Annotated in this window: 18 protein-coding genes; 11 read left to right on the top strand and 7 right to left on the bottom strand. The window is 38.6% G+C overall.

All coding sequences use genetic code 11. The features are described from left to right. Positions 1–15: 15 nt before the first annotated feature. Positions 16–1,374, bottom strand: a complete 1,359-nt coding sequence (locus BMW39_RS08085; RefSeq protein WP_034973673.1) for an acyl-CoA dehydrogenase family protein — start codon at positions 1,372–1,374, stop codon at positions 16–18. A gap of 359 nt (positions 1,375–1,733) precedes the next feature. On the opposite strand from BMW39_RS08085, the gene BMW39_RS08080 reads away from it, so the two are divergent. The 5 genes from BMW39_RS08080 to BMW39_RS08060 all read left to right on the top strand — a co-directional run bounded on the left by BMW39_RS08080 (position 1,734) and on the right by BMW39_RS08060 (position 6,736). Next, complete coding sequence (locus BMW39_RS08080; protein ID WP_034973671.1) at positions 1,734–2,609, top strand: DUF4349 domain-containing protein; 876 nt, start codon at positions 1,734–1,736, stop codon at positions 2,607–2,609. A 251-nt stretch (positions 2,610–2,860) separates the two neighbouring features. Continuing rightward, positions 2,861–3,205 (top strand): hypothetical protein, encoded by a 345-nt coding sequence (locus BMW39_RS08075; RefSeq protein WP_131474277.1) that lies wholly within the window; start codon positions 2,861–2,863, stop codon positions 3,203–3,205. Positions 3,206–3,345: 140 nt separating this feature from the next. Next, on the top strand, positions 3,346–3,738 hold the full coding sequence (locus BMW39_RS08070; protein WP_034973667.1) for a heavy-metal-associated domain-containing protein: 393 nt from the start codon (positions 3,346–3,348) through the stop codon (positions 3,736–3,738). Between the two features lie 20 nt (positions 3,739–3,758). Continuing rightward, positions 3,759–6,089, top strand: a complete 2,331-nt coding sequence (locus BMW39_RS08065) for a TonB-dependent receptor domain-containing protein (protein WP_034973665.1) — start codon at positions 3,759–3,761, stop codon at positions 6,087–6,089. 200 nt (positions 6,090–6,289) lie between these two features. Beyond that, entirely contained in the window at positions 6,290–6,736 is a 447-nt protein-coding gene (locus tag BMW39_RS08060) for a hypothetical protein (RefSeq protein WP_051879837.1), read from the top strand. 81 nt (positions 6,737–6,817) lie between these two features. Here BMW39_RS08060 and BMW39_RS08055 read toward each other — a convergent pair whose 3' ends face one another. Continuing rightward, on the bottom strand, positions 6,818–7,042 hold the full coding sequence (locus tag BMW39_RS08055) for a putative signal transducing protein (protein ID WP_034974276.1): 225 nt from the start codon (positions 7,040–7,042) through the stop codon (positions 6,818–6,820). Positions 7,043–7,131: 89 nt separating this feature from the next. Beyond that, positions 7,132–8,139, bottom strand: coding sequence for a quinone-dependent dihydroorotate dehydrogenase (locus tag BMW39_RS08050; protein WP_034973663.1), 1,008 nt, complete (start codon positions 8,137–8,139; stop codon positions 7,132–7,134). A gap of 373 nt (positions 8,140–8,512) precedes the next feature. On the opposite strand from BMW39_RS08050, the gene BMW39_RS08045 reads away from it, so the two are divergent. Continuing rightward, positions 8,513–10,072 carry a tetratricopeptide repeat protein gene (locus BMW39_RS08045; RefSeq protein WP_165569336.1) on the top strand — a complete coding sequence of 520 codons (1,560 nt, stop codon included), beginning with the start codon at positions 8,513–8,515 and terminating at the stop codon, positions 10,070–10,072. 101 nt (positions 10,073–10,173) lie between these two features. Further along, positions 10,174–12,468 (top strand): T9SS type A sorting domain-containing protein, encoded by a 2,295-nt coding sequence (locus BMW39_RS08040; RefSeq protein ID WP_034973659.1) that lies wholly within the window; start codon positions 10,174–10,176, stop codon positions 12,466–12,468. Between the two features lie 85 nt (positions 12,469–12,553). Here the strand turns inward: BMW39_RS08040 and BMW39_RS08035 are convergent, their stop codons facing one another. Beyond that, entirely contained in the window at positions 12,554–13,255 is a 702-nt protein-coding gene (locus tag BMW39_RS08035) for a pseudouridine synthase (RefSeq protein WP_034973657.1), read from the bottom strand. Positions 13,256–13,380: 125 nt separating this feature from the next. On the opposite strand from BMW39_RS08035, the gene BMW39_RS08030 reads away from it, so the two are divergent. The 4 genes from BMW39_RS08030 (at position 13,381) to BMW39_RS08015 (ending at position 16,798) form a co-directional block, all read left to right on the top strand. After that, the gene (locus BMW39_RS08030) at positions 13,381–13,866 is read left to right on the top strand and encodes an RNA polymerase sigma factor (RefSeq protein WP_034974275.1); all 486 of its coding nucleotides are present in this window, start codon (positions 13,381–13,383) and stop codon (positions 13,864–13,866) included. Next, positions 13,853–14,452, top strand: coding sequence for a hypothetical protein (locus BMW39_RS08025; protein ID WP_034973655.1), 600 nt, complete (start codon positions 13,853–13,855; stop codon positions 14,450–14,452). Before BMW39_RS08030 ends, BMW39_RS08025 begins: the two co-directional genes overlap by 14 nt. A gap of 44 nt (positions 14,453–14,496) precedes the next feature. Further along, positions 14,497–14,982, top strand: coding sequence for a hypothetical protein (locus BMW39_RS08020; RefSeq protein ID WP_034973653.1), 486 nt, complete (start codon positions 14,497–14,499; stop codon positions 14,980–14,982). A 274-nt stretch (positions 14,983–15,256) separates the two neighbouring features. After that, entirely contained in the window at positions 15,257–16,798 is a 1,542-nt protein-coding gene (locus BMW39_RS08015; RefSeq protein WP_034973652.1) for a glycine--tRNA ligase, read from the top strand. A gap of 71 nt (positions 16,799–16,869) precedes the next feature. Here BMW39_RS08015 and BMW39_RS08010 read toward each other — a convergent pair whose 3' ends face one another. From BMW39_RS08010 to BMW39_RS08000, 3 genes are all read right to left on the bottom strand, one after another. After that, positions 16,870–17,298: a hypothetical protein gene (locus BMW39_RS08010; protein WP_034973650.1), complete on the bottom strand. Its 429-nt coding sequence runs from the start codon at positions 17,296–17,298 to the stop codon at positions 16,870–16,872. A 95-nt stretch (positions 17,299–17,393) separates the two neighbouring features. Beyond that, positions 17,394–19,514 carry a prolyl oligopeptidase family serine peptidase gene (locus BMW39_RS08005; RefSeq protein WP_034974274.1) on the bottom strand — a complete coding sequence of 707 codons (2,121 nt, stop codon included), beginning with the start codon at positions 19,512–19,514 and terminating at the stop codon, positions 17,394–17,396. 85 nt (positions 19,515–19,599) lie between these two features. Continuing rightward, positions 19,600–20,241, bottom strand: coding sequence for a tetratricopeptide repeat protein (locus BMW39_RS08000; protein WP_034973648.1), 642 nt, complete (start codon positions 20,239–20,241; stop codon positions 19,600–19,602). Positions 20,242–20,257: the final 16 nt, after the last annotated feature.

Here is a 20,257-nt window from a genome sequence, read left to right as displayed (position 1 = left end):
ATTATCATAAGTTAGTTAAACAAACGCACTCATTCCCGTAATCGAACGGCCGACAATCAACGAGTTGATTTCTTTGGTTCCTTCGTAAGAATAAATAGCTTCTGCATCGGCTACGAATCTGGCAACATCGTGTTCCAAAAGAATTCCGTTTCCGCCCATCACTTCTCTTGCCTGTGCGACAACATCACGCGTTCTCAAGCTACAGAAAACTTTTGCCAATGAAGCGTGTTCGTCTTTCAGAATATCTTGGTCTTGCATTTCCGACAATCTGAAAACCAGAGTTTGCATCGCTGTAAGGTTTGACAACATTTCCACAAGATGTCCTTGAATCAGCTGGAAAGATGCAATCGGTTTTCCAAATTGTTCTCGTTTTCTGGTGTAGTCCAAAGCGCTTTCATAAGCACCCCGTGCGCAACCAGTTGCCATCCAAGCAACGCCAGCTCTCGTCATTTGAAGAACTTTTGCGGTATCTTTGAAACTGTTGGCGTGTTCCATTTTTTGGGAATCTGCCACGAAGCAGTCTTTCATTGTAATTAATCCGTTTTGGACGATTCTGAGCGCCATTTTTCCTCGGATTTTCTCAACTGAAAACCCTTCTGTATCTTTTTCAACAATGAAACCTTTCACTTGATTATCTTCGACATCTCTTGCCCAAATGACTGTCACGTCTGCAAACGTCGCATTTCCAATCCATTTTTTCTGTCCGTTTAGAATCCAGCCACCTTCTACTTTTTGACAAGTCGTGGTCAATCCGCCAGCTGCGCCGGAACCAACTTCTGGTTCGGTCAATCCAAATGCGCCAATCAAATCGAATTGTTGCATTCCTGGAAGGTATTTTTGTTTCTGTTCCTCGGAACCGCACATATAAATTGAACCCATTGATAATCCGGATTGAACACCGAAAAACGTTGCCAATGATGCATCAACTCTGGCAATTTCCATTGCGATGACGCCTTCCATCAGGAAAGGTAAATTCGGGCAACCGTAGCCTTCGTAAGTGACACCGCAGAGATTAAGCTTTTTGAATTTTGGGATGAGTTCGTGTGGGAAATCGTCTGTCAGCCAATATCTGTTGACCAAAGGTTTGGCTTCTTTTTCCATAAACTCACGCACTTTCAGTTGGATTGCTCGTTGTTCGTCTGTCAGTTTCAAATGCAGTTCATAAAAATCGCCATTGATGGGTGGCAATTCTCTTTTCTTGCCAGAAGAATCCAGCATTTTGGTCAAACTATTCAATTGATTTTTATCGAGTTTTGAAAACTGATGCATCAATTTTGGAAGGTCGACTTTTTGTGAGATTTGGGAAAGTTGGTCTATGTCGATATTTTTTAAAAGGTTGAAAACGCCTTTAATCTTGGAGATTGTGCTGTTCATAGATTCTGTTTTTATAATTAATGCAATTAATATTCCTAAAAAGAACTTACAATTCTAATCTTATCGATTATTTTCTGAAAATCTATTTTACAAAAAACTGATTGTCAACATTTTAAAATCTGGATTGATTTACAATTAGTTTCGGATTGATTTGCAGAATTACTTTCATTTTAATTATCAATTTTGGGAAATAAGGTCTCAAATCATTGACAAAACTTGATTTGGAAACGAATGCCGCAGCCCGACTTGAGTGGAGCTCTTTTTTTGCAATGGGAAAAGCCTGGCAAAAAAAAGCGGGAACGGAAGGCGGATAAAGCTGCCCAAATCAATATCAATAATTAACTCAAAAATAATCTATTATGAAAACGAAAATCTTATCAATAAGCTTAATGGCTTTACTTTTAATCGGATGTAAAAAGGGCGAATACGCAGAATCAGCTTACGCAACTGCAGATAGCGCGGCGGTTGTTTCTGATGATGTTTCTGTGGCGGCAACGCAAACCGTGGAAGGGAAACAATTTGTGAAAACGGCGGAAGTGGATATGGAAGTGAAGGACGTCTATGGCGCGACGATATCAATCGAGAAACATTTGATTTCGCTTGGTGGATTTGTGACGAAGAGCCGAATGGAAGCGCAGACTTTGTCGGAAAACACTTACAACATTTCCGACGAATCATCGATGTTGATTAGGAAATTTCAGAATCAGAATAGAATGCAAGTGCGCGTTCCGACAGAGAAATTGGGAGAATTTTTGGATTTCATTAATGACAAAAAAGTGTTTCTGAATTCCAGAATTATTTCTGCCGAAGATGTTACAGCAAATATCAAACTGTCTAAAATGGAAGCTGAAAGACAAGCGAAAACCAGCACCAACATTTCTCAATTGAAAACCGGAAAAGACAAAGTGAAACTTGATGACGACAATATGTCTCAAGCCAATTCTCAGAAATATTCTGACGAAATCCTTGCCGACCAACTGAAATATTCCACAGTGGATATTTACATCAAAGAACCAAGCACAAGCGTTGCGAAAATCCCAATCGTAAATACTAAAAACATTGATAATGAGTACAAATACAATTTCTTCTTCGATGTGAAAAATGCTTTTGTGGAAGGGTTTTATTTGATTCAGCAGATTTTTGTTTTCCTGATTTCTATCTGGCCGATTGTTTTGCTTGGCGGATTGGTGTTTTATTTTTGGAGAAGGAGAAAGCCACTCGCTAATACAAAATAAGGGATAGTTTTTTGAACCACAAAAGTCACAAAAGATAACACTTAAGTTGATTAGTGATTGAAAAATCAGCGCAAATAAGTTCACATAAGCTGTTAAAATCACAGATTTTCTTCTGATGTGAACTTTTCGCTATAAACATTATTTAAATCTAAAGTGACTTAAGTGTTTTGATAAAACTTTTGTGCCTTTTGTGGTTAATATAAATTTCCTAATTTTGCAAAACGATGTTGAGAAAACTGCAACTTTTTTTTATGATTTTCTGTTTGGGGTTTTTTGTATTTCCGAAGCAGAATTTCAATGCGCAAGTGGCCCAAAGTTCTTGTTGCGAATCTCAAGCCAATAATTCTGATTGTTGTGAGAAGGAAGATGCATCTTCAAAATCTTGCAGTCACGATTCGAAAAAGGAAAAAGACTGCAAAGACAATTGCACGACTTGCAAAACCTGCAGTTCCGGATTCGTGTTTTCTGTTGTTTTGAATAACTTCGACAACAAATTGAGAACGCCAATTTTCCAAATCGAAAATCAATATTCTTACTATTCTCAATCGCCGTTAGCGCGCGCATTCATTATTTGGCAACCGCCTAAACTTGGTTAATTTTAAATTATTTTCTCTCGCTGATTAAGCAAATCTTGCAGATTTTTATTCTAAAAGTTAATCTGCTAAATCCGTAAAATCTGCGAGAATATAAATTCAAGATTTATTAAACATAAATCAAATAATTAAAATTAATCAAAATGAATACAATCATAAAATCAGGAATGTTGTTCCTATCTATATTTCTATTTTCAAACTTTTCTGCACAGACAAAAACCTTCAAAGCCAAAGTGGAAGGCAACTGCGGAATGTGCAAAGACCGCATCGAAACGGTTGCAAAGTCCGACAAGAACGTAAAATCTGCCGTTTGGAGCGTGAGCAAAAAAACCTTGACTGTGAGTTATGACGCTTCGAAAACCGACAAAAAATCTATTCTGAAAAGTGTAGCTGAAGTTGGTCACGACAACGAAATGTTCCGTGCGTCAAACAAAGTCTATGACGATTTGGAAGTTTGTTGCCAGTACGACCGTCCGGACAACAGCAAAAAGTTGGCGAAAAACTGCGACCCAAAACAAGTTTGCGAACTTAAATAATCCATTCAAAATTTTTGACGATGAACAATTCAAGTAAAAAACTGATGTTTTTTGTGCTGTTGCTGACGTCTGTTTTTTCCTTTGCCCAAGCTGTGACAGAACAGTTTTTGGTGAAAGGAAACTGCAATATGTGCAAAGCCAGAATAGAAACTACTGCGACAAAAGCAGGTGCAATCTCCGCCAATTGGAGCGCAGAAACTCAAACCTTGACAATGGTTTTGGACGAATCCAAAGTCACTTGCGACACAATTCTAAAACAAGTGGCAGAAGCCGGTCACGACAACGAGAAATTCAAAGCGTCGGAAGATGCTTACAAAGCTTTGCCTGCGTGTTGCCTTTACACGAGAGGTGCTGATAAAAATGAAAATGTCCACACAGATTCTGACTCGGATGCAAAGCAAATCGAAGGTGTGAAAATTACCCGAGAAAAGGAAACAACCGCAATCAGCAAAAAGGAAGCAGGCTTGATTTTCAATATCAGTTCCAAGGAATTGTTGAAAGCGGCGTGTTGTAATCTCTCCGAAAGTTTTGAAACCAACGCCACTGTGGATGTTTCTTTCAGCAATGCGGTGACCGGAACCAAGCAATTGAAAATGTTGGGATTAGACCAAAAATACACACTTCTAACCAAAGAACAATTGCCGGAAATCCGTGGTTTGGCTTCGGCTTATGGGCTGAATTTCATTCCAGGAAAATGGATTGGCGGAATCCAATTGACGAAAGGCGGAAGCACGGTTGTGAACGGCTACGAAAGTATCACAGGACAAATCAACACCGAACTTTTGAAATCTCACGACGATGATAAAAAATCGGAAACAGAAATCAATTTGTTCTCTGATAACAATGGACGAGTTGAAGCGAATGTGACCAGCACTTCACCAATTTCTGACAAATGGAATCAAAGTGTTTTGTTACACGGAAACGGAACTTTTGGTGATACGGATATGAACGATGATAACTTTCTTGACCGACCAAAAGGAAGTCAGCTAAATGTAGCTTATTTGTTGAATTACAATGACTTGGAAAGCTCTGGATTCGCTTCGCATTTTGGAATTAATTTTCTGAAAGATGAGCGAACTGCCGGACAAATTGGATTTAATAAAAGGATTCCACAAAAGGAACAATCACTTTATGGGGTAGGGATTGATATTTCGAGGTTTCAATTGTGGAATAAGACGGGTTATATTTTCAAAGGGAAACCTTACCAGAGTTTGGGTTGGATGAATCAATTGACTTATCATCAGCAAGACAGCTTTTTCGGATTGAGAAATTATTATGGAAAAGAAACGTCTTATTATTCCAATTTGATTTTCGAAAGCATCATCGGAAATACGAACAACAAATATAAAGTTGGGGCGAGTTTCCTTTATGACAAATACGATGAGGATTATCTTTTGGACAATTACAAAAGAACCGAAACAGTTCCAGGATTATTTGCAGAATATACATTGACAGGCGAAAAATTCACCTTGGTAACTGGTGCTCGAGTGGATTTTCACAATCTTGCAGGAACGCAGTTTACGCCGAGAATGAATTTCAAATATGATTTGACACCAAAAACCATTTTCAGAATTTCAGCCGGACGAGGTTTCCGAACTGCGAATATTTTTGCGGAAAGTCAGTCTTATTTCGCTTCGAATCGAGAAATTCAAATCATCAATAATGGCGGAGAAATCTACGGTTTGAAACCAGAAATCGCGTGGAATTATGGTGTGAGTCTTCAGCAGGAATTCAAATTCTTTGGAAGAAAATCAACTTTGTTAGCTGATTTTTTCAGAACCGATTTCCAGAATCAAGTCGTGATGGATTTGGATGAATCAGCTCAGAAAATTTTGTTTTATAATCTTGAAGGAAAATCATTTGCGAACAGTTTCCAGACGCAATGGGATTTTCAGCCTGTGAAAAACTTGGAATTCAGAATTGCTTACAAATATTATGATGTAGCTTTGGATTATTTGAGTGGATTGAAAAAAGTCCCGTTTATGGCGAAGCACAGAGGATTTGCGAACTTGGCTTATTCAACCAATAAAACTGAGAAAGGCAGATTCTGGAGTTTTGATACGACATTAAATTTAGTTGGAAAACAAAGGCTTCCAAACACAAAATCAAATCCTGCGGAATTCCAGATTGGAGATTATTCGCCAAGCTATTCCACTTTGAATGCTCAGATTTCTAGGAATTTCTCAGAGAAAATCAGGGTCTATCTGGGTGGAGAGAATTTGACGGGTTATCAACAGAAAGTTTCAATTCTGGATGCTGGAAATCCATTCGGAAATTACTTTGATGGCGGAATGGTTTATGCGCCAGTGATGAAGCAGAATTTTTATGTTGGTGTGGATTTTAAGTTTTAAAACTAATTCCTAATTAATAATAGAAAATTTTATTAACCACATAGACACATAGTTTTCTGTATGGATTTAAGAAAAAATAGATGTGTATTCTATTTCTTCTTTATCAAAGCATCTTGTACATTTTTCTATGTGCCTATGTGGTTTTATTATTCTAAACAGTGTTTTAATTTAAAAATCTTAAATTTGATAAAATTAGAAAATTGAAAAAAATAACAATCCTTATAGCAAGCGTTGCACTTTTATATTCGTGTGACAAGGCAAAGACAAGCACGAACGAAGCGGAAGTTTTGAAAAGCGATTCGGCAGTTGTTGGGAATGATTCCGCAACGTCGGTTTCTACGGCAGACAATGTGGTAACTCCAGCACCATTGAACGCGTCTCCAGTTGCTTCCACTTCTGGAAAACCAGCATTGAATCCGGAACACGGGCAACCTTATCACCGTTGCGAAATCGCTGTTGGAGCGCCAATTGACAGTGCGCCGTCTCAGCAACAAGCAACGCCACAAGCGCAAACGCCATCGATTTTGAGTCCAAATGTTGCACCTGCACCGCAAGCTCAGTCGTTGGGACCAAAACCAGCTTTGAACCCAGCTCACGGGGAACCTCATCACCGTTGTGATTTGGCTGTTGGTGCGCCTTTGACTTAGAATTTTTGAAAATTCAGATAAATAAAATGCAACTTGAAAAAAGTTGCATTTTTTGTTTTTTTTAAAGATTTGGAATAAAATTTAAGATTCCTGATTGTAAAAACCTTCCATCAACTCATTCGCTTTTTCGAAGTCATTTTCTGAGACTTTGAGCTGAACACCGCCACTTGTCGTGTTGAACAAATTGTAAGTATTCGCCAAAATATTCCCGAAGACAAAGGTTTCTACGCCGTTGGTTTCGAGGAAAATCTTGAGCATTTCGGCTTCTATTTCTGTGTTGAATATTTTGAGTGTGACTAGTTCCATAAGTGATGATTGATTAATGATGATTGATTTGGATTCATCGGATTTAAACTAAAAAGTTAATTCAAATTAATATGTTTTGAACCAAAAAATTAGCCACGTCTTAATATTTCCCGATTGATTTCATTAATCAACTCCGGACCTTCGTAAATAAATCCTGTATAAAGCTGAACCAAACTCGCGCCAGCATCAAGTTTTTCAATCGCATCTTGCGCTGTATGGATTCCGCCAACGCCGATGATTGGGAAAGCTTTTCCGCTTTTTTCTGAGAGAAATCTAATAACTTCTGTAGACCGTTTTGTCAATGGTTTTCCGGAAAGTCCGCCGGTTTCGGTTTTGTTTTCTGAGATTAAATTTTCTCTTGACAAAGTCGTATTCGTCGCAATCACGCCAGCGATTTGAGTTTCTTTAATGATATCAATAATATCCAAAAGTTGCTCGTCCGTCAAATCTGGTGCGATTTTCAGAAGGATTGGTTTTTGTTTTGGCTTTTCGAGATTGAGGTTTTGAAGCGTTGACAACAATTCTGTCAAAGGTTTTTTGTCCTGAAGTTCGCGGAGATTTGGCGTGTTTGGCGAACTGACATTCACAACGAAATAATCAACGTAAGGAAATAATTTTTCGAAACAGATTTTGTAATCATTGACCGCTTCTTCGTTTGGCGTCACTTTATTTTTTCCGATGTTTCCGCCGATGAGAACGTTTTTATTTTTCTTCAAACGTTCAATCGCTTCGTCCACACCACCATTATTGAAACCCATTCGGTTGATGATAGCAGAATCTTCCTTCAATCGGAACAATCGTTTTTTATCATTTCCAGCCTGAGGTTTCGGTGTCAAAGTTCCTATTTCTATGAAGCCAAATCCGAGGTCTGAAAGTTCATTGAAGAGTTTAGCGTCTTTGTCAAAACCTGCGGCCAAACCAACCGGATTTTTGAATTTCAATCCGAAAACTTCACGCTCGAGACGTTTGTCAATAATTGGTTTTGGTAAAAATAATTTGGTCAGAAAACCAAAATTCTTGAGGGCAGAAAAGGTAAAGTGATGAACTTCTTCTGGGTCGAATTTGAAAAGAAGCGGACGAATTAGGCTTTTGTACATCGGAGAAAAGTTTTACAAATTTAAGTTTTTGTGAGGATAATTGATTAAAAAAATCACTAATAATGAGTTAAACACAAAGGCACAAAGGTCAATTTTTAATGTACTGTGTTTTTACGGCACAAAGTATTTAAAATCTTCGATTTTCCTTGTGCCTTAAAACTGTTATGAATGAGATTATTTTTGTGCTTTTGTGTTTTCTAAGATGCATTTTCATAATTCAAAAAAATAAAGCAAAATCTTTATATCTTTACTTAGATTTTATCCAAAACCTTCAATGATTTCACGTTCGTATTATAAAAGTTTAGTTTATATATTTTTCCTTTTGTTTCTGCCTTTTCAAGTATTTGCAATCACACCAAAAGATTGTGAAAAGATGATTATTGAAGGCGTGGAAGCGATGAACAAAAAGGATTACGCCAAATCTCTGGAAATCCTGACCAAAACTCGGAAAATAGCGCAGGAAAACAAATGGTACCGCGAGGAATTCCTTGCTACGAACAACATCGGCGCGAATTATTATATGCGATTGGACTACGGCGAAGCGCTGAATAATTATCTTGATGCCTACAAGATTGCCGTTGCCCATTTGGATGAAAAGTCAGAAATGACGGTGCTAAACAACATCGCGATTCTCTATTCCCGAGACAAAAAAACTGAGAAGGCCGAAGAATATTTTACCAAAGCTTACGAATTGGCTGGAAAGGTTAACAACAACACTTCCAAAGGTTTATACGCCATTAATCTGACAATAGTCTCCAACGAAAAGAAGGATTATAAAAAAGCCAAACAATTCATCGACGAAGCTTTGAAGCTGACAGAAAATTCGCCTTATGCTTTATTGGCAAAAGCGACTTTGGTGGAAACATTGGTCAATCTGAAACAATATGATGAGGCAGAAAAAATCTCTGCGGAATTGCTGCCAAAATTAAATGGTATCGAACATTCGGAATATAAGACGCAGATTCTGTACAACTTATCATCGATTGCGGAGCACAAAAATGATTTGCCTAAGTCTTTTCATTACCTAGAAATGGCAGAGAAAAGCAATCTGAATTATGATTTTAAGGAAAATCTGTACGAGCGATTCAGTCTTTTGTACAAGAAAGCGAACAATATTGAGCGCGCTGTTGCTTACAAAGATTCGGTGATGATGATTAAAGATTCGGTGAATCAAATCAAGAATGGACAGCTTTTCGAGAATAGTAAAATCAAATTTGAACTTCAAAAATCTCAGAAAAATCTGGCGGAAAGTCAGGAAAAACTGACAACTGAACGTTCTTTTTTCATCAAAGGAATTTTGCTGGCGATTTTCATTGTTATCATTATTTTTTGGGCCTTGAGAAACAGCATTGTTAAAAATAAACAGCAGAAAATCATCGAACAAAGTAATGCCGAAATCGCAAAACTGGAACTCGAAAAAGAAAAGAAGAACAAGGAAATTCTTGAAAATCAGTTAAAAGAAAAAGAAGTTCTGGCATTATTGGAAGAGGAAAAATATAAAAACGAAATCGAAGCCAAGAATCGAAAACTGACCACCAAAGCGCTTCAACTTACCACTAAAATTGAATTGATAGACGACCTCGTGAGAACGCTTTCCAGACAAACGGATAACGATTTCGAAAATCAGGACGTCAGCAACATCATCAAACAACTGAAAATTTTCCAGAGACAAAGCCGCGAGGAGGAAAGTTTCTTCATCCATTTTGAAGAGGTAAATCAAGGTTTCATTAACAAACTCAAAACACTTCATCCCGACCTAAACTCGAACGACCTTCGTTTTCTTTCTTACGTTTATATGAATCTGTCGATGAAGGAGATTTCTTCCCTTCTGAGCATCACAACAGAGGCTTGCAGGAAGCGAAAAGAGCGCATCATCAAGAAAATGAATCAGGATGACAACATAGACCTATATAACTATATTACAAGTCTTTAGCCAATTTGTCACACTATTTCTGAACTGTCGTCCAACTATTTCCGCTGTATTTTTTTGCATTGCTAATTTTTATCACAACATTTGAGTATAAAATTAGATATATGAGAAAAATTACTTTTTTAGCTGGCCTTTTGCTTGCGCTTTTCACAGGCAATGCCAACGCCCAAACAGAAGTTTTGAGCAAAAATGAGTTTGGGAGAATCTTCGACCTGACCTATAGCGTACAAGAACAAAACACGATCTACGCGATTACCATCACGAGCCACATCGTCGTTTCAAAAGACAACGGAAATACCTGGAATGTCTTCTATTCTTTACCATCTGCTGGTGGTGGAATCAGTATTTCAAAATTAAATATCAGTAAGGACGGTTCGTTTCTTTCTTTTACCACACTTCAAGGTGGAATTGGCGAGCTTCATATCCTTGATATTGCTACAAAGACCATTAGCAAAACCTACTCATTACCAAATCTTGATGAGATTCCTTTTGTCAATGCCTACAACTTTTTCGGTAGCGACAAGAACAACCTCATCGTAAGTTCACAGTTTCCATTTGGCTGGGGAACGGCAAATCGCGTTTACACAACCAATGACGGCGGAACGAGCTGGAAAGAAGTTTACTATTCGCCAGACCACAACAACATTATCACCAGCTTTGTCGCATTTTCACCAGTCAACCAAAATAAACTTTATATTGCCAACGGAAACGGAAGTGAAGGTGTTTACGGTGGATTGAGGATCTCTACCGACGGCGGCGATAATTTTACTGAAAAACTAGCAGGAAGTGTTCTCAGCACTTTGGAATTCAATCCGAATAATCCAGAGGAAATCTACGCTGGTACAGGAATCAGTTTTGGGGCAGCGCCTGAAAAACTTCACCATTCAGCTGATGGCGGTGAAACTTGGGAAGATGAGAATATCACTTTCGGAACCAACGGAATTTTAAATGACATTGTTGATATCCAGTTCGATCCGTTCGATAACAACCACGTGATCGTTTTGGAAGAAGATGAGATCATCTCTACTAAAGATGGCGGAAACACTTGGCAGAATGTAGAATATCCTTACGATAATCTGGACAGCTATTATTACGGGATCAAAGCGAGTTTTAATCCTTTCAAAGCAGGCGAATTGGTCATTACTTCCAACTATAAACCTTTGTTCTCTGCGGACAATGCGACAACATTAACACAGATCCAGACGCCATTTTACAGTTCTACTGGCGGTGTGAATCTGTTTGAAAATTCAAATTCCAGACATCTTTTCTATAGTGTTCAGGGTGGTTTTGTCCATAGAAATCTTTTGAATAATACAGAGACCGCGCACAACATCGTTCCGCTTAATATTGTAAGCAACAACAACGCGACTGCTTACATTCCTGATTCTAAAAAAGAAGGTCGTATGTATTCTTTTTCAGGTGGTTTTATGGGATCGATCTTGTCTTTGAGTGATGATTTTGGCGCGACCTTTAGTCCAATCTTCAACACTTTCTCTGCTGGTTTGTCTAGTGTGGTTCCAGATCCGCAGGTTACCAATCAGATCATGACCACTTTCAACAATTGGGGTCAAGGTGAATTGAACAAGATCAATTTTAATGATCAAAACAACATTGTCGTTACCAATATTACTTTGCCAACAGCCAGTCCGGTCTTCAAACTATTACATCCTAATAATATCTCGAATGAGTTTTTCATCCTGATCGGATCGGAAGTTTATAAAACGATTGATGGCGGCGAAAATTGGACAGCGGTTACAATTGGCGATGACATTACTTTTGATACAGCGATCTACGACATTACACAAGATCCAAACAATACTAACCGTCTGGCTTTAGGAACTTCTTCAGGCGTATTTGTTTCTAATGATCAAGGTTTGACCTGGAATCTGGTTTCCCAGTTTGTGGCGAACAAAGTGTTCTATTCCGATATCAATCCTGGCGTTCTTGTGTCAACCACTTACACCAGTCAGTTTGATATTTTCAATATTCATTATTCTGTGGACAATGGGACGAACTGGACCACAGTACCGAGAACTGATCTTTTGGAAACAGAAAGTAATTCGATCACCGTTGATTTCTCCGACAAGAAAGCTTACATCTATATTGCTTCTACCGATCTGGGTCTGTTGGGATATAATTTGAATCTGGACGTCTTGGCAAACAACGAAGTTTCGACAGGAAAAGCGAAAGTTTTAGTTTATCCAAATCCTACGGTAGATATTGTTCACATCGATAGCAAGAATATGAAGTCTGTCGCTTTATACGATATGAACGGCAAAAAACTATTGGAAAGCAACACGAACGAAGTGAATGTTTCGAAGCTGCCAAAAGGTGTTTACGTTCTTAAGATCGTAACCGCCGATAACAGCATTGTCAGCAGCAAGATCATCAAAAAGTAATAATCAGTAAAAATAAACTGATGAAAATGAATTGGAAAAGCTTCTCGAACTGAGAAGCTTTTTTTGTTTTTATAGTCTTCAAAAACTAAATATACGCTTTGAAATCAAAGCCCAAAATATTTCCTATTTCCAAAAAACCAGGATTCACACTCAAACTCGCATTGATGGAAATATTTTGATTGGTAATGGGATGCTTAAAATTAAGTTGGTGAGAATGCAAAGGCATTGCAGTGATATTAAAAGTATTCAGCCACAATTTGTTCTGCTTATTGCAACCGTGTTTTCTGCAACCTAAAATGGGATGCAAAATATGTTTGAAATGCTTTCTCAGCTGGTGAAATCTGCCTGTTTCAGGAATTGCTTCTACCAAAGAATAACGAGAGGTCTGATGTTTAAGAAATGGCAGATCAATTTCGGAAATCATCAATCGTTTGTAGTACGTAATGGCGTTTTGAACGATTTCATTTTCATTGGTCAAATCGTAATCGATTGTTTCTTCCTCTTTTGTCCAACCACGAAGAATTGCCAGATATTTTTTTTCTACTTCACGATTCATAAATTGGTCACTTAATAATTTTAGCATTTCTTTATCGAAAGCAAACAATAAAACGCCAGAAGTTTTTCGGTCTAATCGATGAACAAGATGAACCTTTTTTCCAATTTGATCCGTTAGTTTCTCTACCGCATATTCATCTGCTGGGCCAGCATATTTGGACTTATGAACCAAAAGTCCACTCGGTTTGTTGATGGCGATAAAGTAGTCGTCTTGATAAAGAATCTCTAACATTGGGCAAAAGTAGAAATTTTCACCTCAACCCATTCTTTAAGAATAATAAAAAGATCCTATCTTCACTAAGATTGTAACATTTTTGGTTAAATGTTCTCTAAACTCTAAACAAGACAATGCAGGTTATAAACTTCGATGACATATACCACGATTATTGGAAGAAGATCTTTCGGCTCTGTATGGGTTATGTGAATGACGATGACGCGGCGAAAGATCTCTGTCAGGAAACCTTTGTAGCGGTTTTCCAGCAGTTGCCGAAGTTCCGGCAGGAAGCTGCGGTTGGGACCTGGATCTACAGGATCGCGACCAACATTTGTCTAAGGCAGATCAATATCGAAAAACGAATGCCGAAAAGTGAATTGCCTTATCAGATCAAAGACAACTCGGAGAAAGACAACAAGATCGAGCAGGATCAAATGACAGATTTCCTTTACCAATGCATTTCCGAATTGCCAGAATTGGAGCGGATCATCATCTCTCTGGAACTCGAAGAGATGAAACAGGCTGATATCGCAGAAGTCGTCGGGATCTCACCAGCGAATGTAAGAGTCAAGATCCACAGGATCAAAGAAAAGTTAACCGAAAAATTTAAGAATTATGCAAACAGATAACATCAATTTCCAAGACATTTGGAATAAGAAAAGTGCGGAAATTCCTAACATCCAAGAAATAAAATCTACCGCAGATAAGTACAAAAAGAAACAACTGCAATCTACAATGTGGCACATCTTCAGTCTTTCGATCACGGCTGTGATGATCATTTTCATTTGGTATGTGATAGATTTTAAGATGTTTACAACAACTCTTGGAATCGTTTTGATTTTGGTTGCTTTGGCCTTATATATTTATTTGTTCTCTCAGAATGTCAATGTCATTCGGACAATCAATCCTTCGATATCGAATCAGGAATATCTGGCTTCTTTGAAAAAATTGCAAAAGCAACAGCTTTATATGCAATCGAAAGGCATTAGTATTTATTATGTTTTGTTGACGGCTGGTTTTGCTTTTTACTTTTATGAATTTGCCTTGAGAATGTCCACATTTGGTGCAACATTGGCTTATGGATTGACATTTTTGTGGTTGGCAATTGCTTGGTTTTTCTTAAGACCAAGACAGATCAAAAAACAAAATGAGAAAATCTCCAAGGTGATAGATTCTTTGGAATTGATCGAGAAAGACCTGGATGAAAAGATTTAAAAATGAATGGTTTAATTTTCTATTTTTGCGCAAATTATTAACCAATGAAAAAATCGATTTTAATTTTGACGGTCATTCTGGGTCAGATGAGTTTCGCCCAAGTAAGTCTTGAGAAAAACAGACTGATGAAAGATGGTGTGAAGTACAAATTCTCAGATTACAAAACCGTATTCTCCAATCCAGAAGCACAAAAAGCTTTTGCAAAAACACGAACCAATAAAACCGTAGGAGAAGTGTTTGCTTACACTGGTGGGTTTTCACTCGGGTTTGGAATTGGAAGATTACTGGCTGGTGGTAACAAAACTGTCTATGTCAATGGTACCAAGCAGACCTTCAAAGCTAAATCCGAAGGTTGGGGATTTGTGGCAGCTGGAGCTGGACTTCTTGGAATTGGAATTCCTTTTGCGTTGGCAGCAAATAAAAATGCAAAAAAAGCAGTCGCCATAGAAAATGGTGAAGCAGTTGCTTTCCAGCCTTATTTCAAAATCGAATCCGGCGGAAATGGAATTGCGATGAGCTACAATTTCTAAATTTTCTCTTTTTTAAAATAAATAAGCTTTGTCAAATTATATCTTTTGATAAAGCTTTCTTTTTATCCGAAAACGTAACTAGCCCTGATGGTAGCGAAAATCCCACAGCAAGCGATGGGAAAGCATGGCGCGAGGAATTGCAGCGGACAGCAGGTTCCCGGCTCCGAAAAATCCAAAGTTTTGAAATTCAAAATTCAAGGTTAAAAAAAACTTCCATCTTCCATCATCTCACTTCCGGCAAAATCCTTATTTTTGCACTTCAATTAAACTAAATATGGCAAAGCAAGAAGATGTTTTCAAGAAAGTGATTTCTCACGCAAAGGAATATGGTTTTATTTTCCCAAGTTCTGAGATCTATGACGGACTTTCTGCGATCTACGATTACGGACAAAACGGTGCGGAACTGAAAAATAACATCAAACAATATTGGTGGAAAGCGATGGTTCAGCTGAACGAAAACATTGTGGGCATCGACTCTGCCATCTTTATGCACCCAACGATCTGGAAAGCTTCCGGACACGTGGACGCGTTCAACGATCCATTGATCGACAACAAGGATTCTAAAAAGAGATTCCGTGCGGATGTCTTGATCGAGGATTATTGCGCAAAAATTGAGGATAAAGAAAATAAAGAAATAGAGAAAGCGGCCAAGAGATTTGGTGATGCTTTTGATAAAGCTGAGTTTGAAGCTACGAATCCAAGAGTTTTGGAATATCGTGCGAAAAGAGCGGCAATCCTTACGAGAATGGCGAAATCTTTGGAAAACGAAGATCTTGCTGATGTGAAAGCCCTCATCGAAGAATTGGAAATCGCAGATCCAGACACAGGTTCTAAAAACTGGACGGAAGTGCGACAATTCAACCTGATGTTTGGGACCAAATTGGGTGCTTCTGCTGATACGGCGACGGATCTATATTTGAGGCCAGAAACGGCTCAGGGTATTTTCGTAAATTATTTGAATGTTCAAAAAACTTCCAGACATAAACTGCCTTTCGGGATTGCGCAAATTGGAAAAGCATTTAGAAATGAGATCGTTGCAAGACAGTTCATCTTCCGAATGAGGGAATTTGAGCAAATGGAAATGCAATATTTTGTAGCGCCAGGAACGGAGCTGGAATTCTACGAACAGTGGAAAACAAAGCGTCTAAACTGGCATTTGGCTCTTGGATTGGGTTCTGAAAATTACCGTTTCCACGACCATGAGAAATTGGCGCATTATGCCAATGCGGCGGCTGATATTGAGTTTAATTTCCCATTTGGATTCAAAGAATTGGAAGGAATCCACTCGAGAACTGACTTTGATTTGAAGGCTCACGAAGCACATTCTGGTAGAAAATTACAGTATTTCGATCCGGAAAGAAACGAGAATTATGTGCCTTATGTTGTGGAAACTTCCGTTGGTTTGGACAGATTGTTCTTGGCCTTGTTCTCGACTTGTCTTAAGGATGAAGTTTTGGAAGATGGCTCTGAGAGAACAGTTTTGAGTTTACCGCCAGCTTTGGCGCCTGTAAAAGCAGCAATCCTTCCATTAATGAAAAAAGATGGTTTGGCAGAATATGCTGAGACGATCTTCAACGATCTGAAATACGATTTCAATTTGTTCTACGAGGAGAAAGATGCCATCGGGAAACGTTACAGAAGACAGGATGCGATTGGAACACCACTTTGTATTACCATCGATCACGATAGTTTGGTAGATAATACAGTGACCATCAGAGATAGGGACACCATGAAACAAGAGAGAGTTCCTGTGGCTGACTTGAGAAGAATTATTGATGAGAAAACTAGTTTTAGGAATTTGCTTTCTAAGATTTAATATAAAATCAATTTACATAAATAAAAATCCCGACAATTAATTGCCGGGATTTTTTATGATTTCAAAGTAAGTTACTTCACTTTTCCCAAATGGATCACATTATCACCTTGAGAAATGAATAATGAATCTGGTGTGGTCTCTGCGGAAATACTATTTCTTTCGTAAAGTTCACCCGTGGCAGTCGCCTTTTTGAAGTCCAAGACATATTTGGTGCTGTTGGCTTCTATCGTCACTGTTTTTGATTTTCCATTGTCATCGAAGGTTGCTTTTGCACGGCTTCCGTCCGATGCTTTGTATGGAAAAGAGTAGTTTTTGGTCACTGAGCCGTTGACGTCTTTTTCAGATGACGTTGTGGTTGCACTGTCTATCTTTCCATTGTCGTCTACGATCGTCGTGTCTGTGGAGTACGTTTGTTTCATCATTTTGCTGTCCTCATTTTTTTTGCAAGAAGCTAAAGCTAAAACAACTGAAACGCTTAGGATCAAGTAATTTGTTCTCATCTGTAAAATTTTTTATCTCCGATTGAATGCAAAATGCTATCCAAATCAAAAATCCTGAAACTAATTTCAGGATTTTGATGATATATTTTATTGAATTATTTCTTTAAAGCTTTGATTCCCATTTCAAACAGGGCAAAACTTAGCAGATCGGCATTTTCGCCAATAACTTGTTCTGTAGAACGTCCTGCGCCGTGACCAGCATTCTTTTCAATTCTCAATAGAATGGGATTGCTACAAGCTTGTTTCTCCTGCAACTCAGCACCAAATTTGAATGAATGCGCTGGCACTACTCTATCATCGTGATCACTTGTAATGATCATCGTTGATGGATAGCAAATCCCTGCTTTCACTTGATGAACTGGAGAATAAGATTTCAAATATTCAAACATTTCTTTGCTGTCTTCCGCCGTTCCGTAATCGTACGACCAGCCTGCGCCAGCCGTGAATTTGTTGTATCTCAACATATCCAAAACACCGACGCCTGGAAAAGCCACTTTTGCAAGATCTGGTCTCATCGTCATCGTGGCACCAACCAAAAGTCCACCGTTGGAACGGCCAGAAAGTGCCATATATTCCTTCGAAGCGTAACCTTTCGACTGTAGATATTCCCCAGCAGCGATGAAGTCTTCAAACACGTTTTTCTTCTGTTGTTTTGTTCCTGCATCGTGCCATTTCTTTCCATATTCGCCACCGCCACGGATGTTTGGCACTGCGTAGATCCCGCCGTTTTCCATCCAGATGGCATTCACAACAGAAAAAGCTGGCTGCAGACTGATGTTGAAACCACCGTAGGAATAAAGGATGGTTGGATTTTTCCCGTTCAGCTTTGTACCTTTTTTATAATTGATCATCATCGGAACTTTGGTCCCGTCTTTTGAAGTGTAGAAAACCTGCTCAGAAACGTAATCTTCCGGATTGAATTTCACATTCGGTTTTTGATAGACTTCTGATTTTCCAGAATCTACATTATACTTATAAATTGTTCCAGGCGTAATGTAATTCGTGAAAGAATAATAGATGTCCTTTTCTTTTTCCTTACCGCCGAAACCTGAGATATTCCCTTTTCCAGGAAGTGAGATGTCTCTTACAAGTTTACCCGTTTTATCAAATTGCTTCACGATATCAATCGCATCTTTCATGTACGTTGCGAAGAAATAACCGCCACCTTCTGAAACGCCAAGTACATTTTCAGTCTCTGGGATCACATCTTTCCAGTTTTCAGGACTTGGATTTTTCATGCTGACTTTTACCAATCGCATATTCGGCGCATCTTTGTCTGTGAAGATGAAAAGGTCGTCGCCTTGCGTGTCCACAATATTAGCATTGATGTCAAAACCTTTGTTGATCTGAACAAAATCACCTCCGTTCTTCAAGTCTTTGATGTACAACTCATTTCCATTGGTTGCATTGGCTCCGGAAACGATCAGAAATCTCTGGTCTTCCGAAACGCCTGCAGTAAGATATCTTCTCGGTGTTTTTTCACCTCCGAAAATCAATTGGTCCTCAGATTGCTTCGTTCCTAATTTGTGGTAATAAACCTTGTGTTTGTCGGTCATTCCAGACAAAACGGTTCCTTCTTTCGGCTTGTCGTAGCTTGAGTAATAGAAACCTTCGTCACCTTGCCAAGCAATCCCACTGAATTTCACATCAACAATGGTTTCATCGATTTGCTTTTTGGTAATGGCATCGATGATGATGATCTTGTTCCAGTCACTTCCACCTTCTGAGATAGAATACGCAGCGAGTGTTCCTTTTTTGTTGAATGAAAGATTGGATAGTGAAGTTGTTCCTTTCTCAGAAAATTTGTTTGGGTCCAGGAAAACCTCGATGTCTTTGGTTTTAAGACCTGTTCTGTAGATCACAGATTGTGCCTGCAATCCGTTGTTTTTGGAGAAATAAGTATAATCACCTTCTTTGAACGGTGCAGAGATCTTCTCGTAGTTCCAGATGGTTCTCAGTTGCTCTTTGATTTGATCACGGAAAGGGATTTTGGAAAGATAATTTTGGCTGTAAGCTACTTCCTCGTCCACCCATTTTTTGGTCGCTTCGGAATCGTTTTCAAGATCGCGAAAAGGATCTGCAACCTGGGTTCCGAAATAGTTGTCGGTTTGACTTCCTTTGATCGCTTTTGGATAATTTGACTTTGACATAGATTGAGCATTGGCACCAACATAGAAAACAACAGCCGCTGTTGCAAAGATTGATTTTACTTTCATTTCTAATTTTTTGAATGTTCCCAAAATTAATAAAAATTCCCTCGCCAACGACGAAGGAACTTGATGAAATATGAATGTTTGTGTTTTATTTCTGACTCAAGAAATATTCTGCTTCCGCTTTTCCCCAATTTGGATCCAAGGCTGTTTTCGGTTTGTAAACTGCAAATTGTTCCAAAGATTTTTTGAACAGCTCGACGCCTTTTGGTTTGCTTCCACCGTATTGTTCTGGCGTGAAATAAGCATCTTCTGCTAGAAGCACCGTAATCCTAGGGTTTTCTGGGTCCAATTCTTTTGCTTTTGATATTGCATTTTGAGCAATTGGCGCTTCTTGCATATAGCGTGACATAGGATCGACCATCATTCTGAATCCGCTTGTGATTTTCTTCAAAATGTAGATTTCCGCGTTGTTTGGACTAAGCGCTTCCGCTTTGGCAATGTACTTTTCTGCTTGTTCTGCCACAGGATCCAAGTCTGCGGTCTTGCCTGATCTCATCAAAACTCTACCTTTTTGAATGGTTGAATAAGCGGCGTAATAATACGGCAACCATTGCGAATTTTCTTTGGTTCCGATCCTTTCGAAATCGTTGGTCAACGCTGTCAATTCATCTGCCGTTTTTGCAGTTTCTATTTTGCCAATTTTCTCTGTCATTGCTTTGTCATAAGTAGTTTGTGCAAATGCTGTGAATCCCAATAGAGAAAGGCTGAAGGTTAAAATCAATTTTTTCATAATAGTCTATTTTAGT

It is taken from the genome of Epilithonimonas lactis (assembly GCF_900110605.1).
GTDB lineage: Bacteria > Bacteroidota > Bacteroidia > Flavobacteriales > Weeksellaceae > Epilithonimonas > Epilithonimonas lactis.
This window is presented reverse-complemented; position numbering and strand designations above follow the sequence as displayed.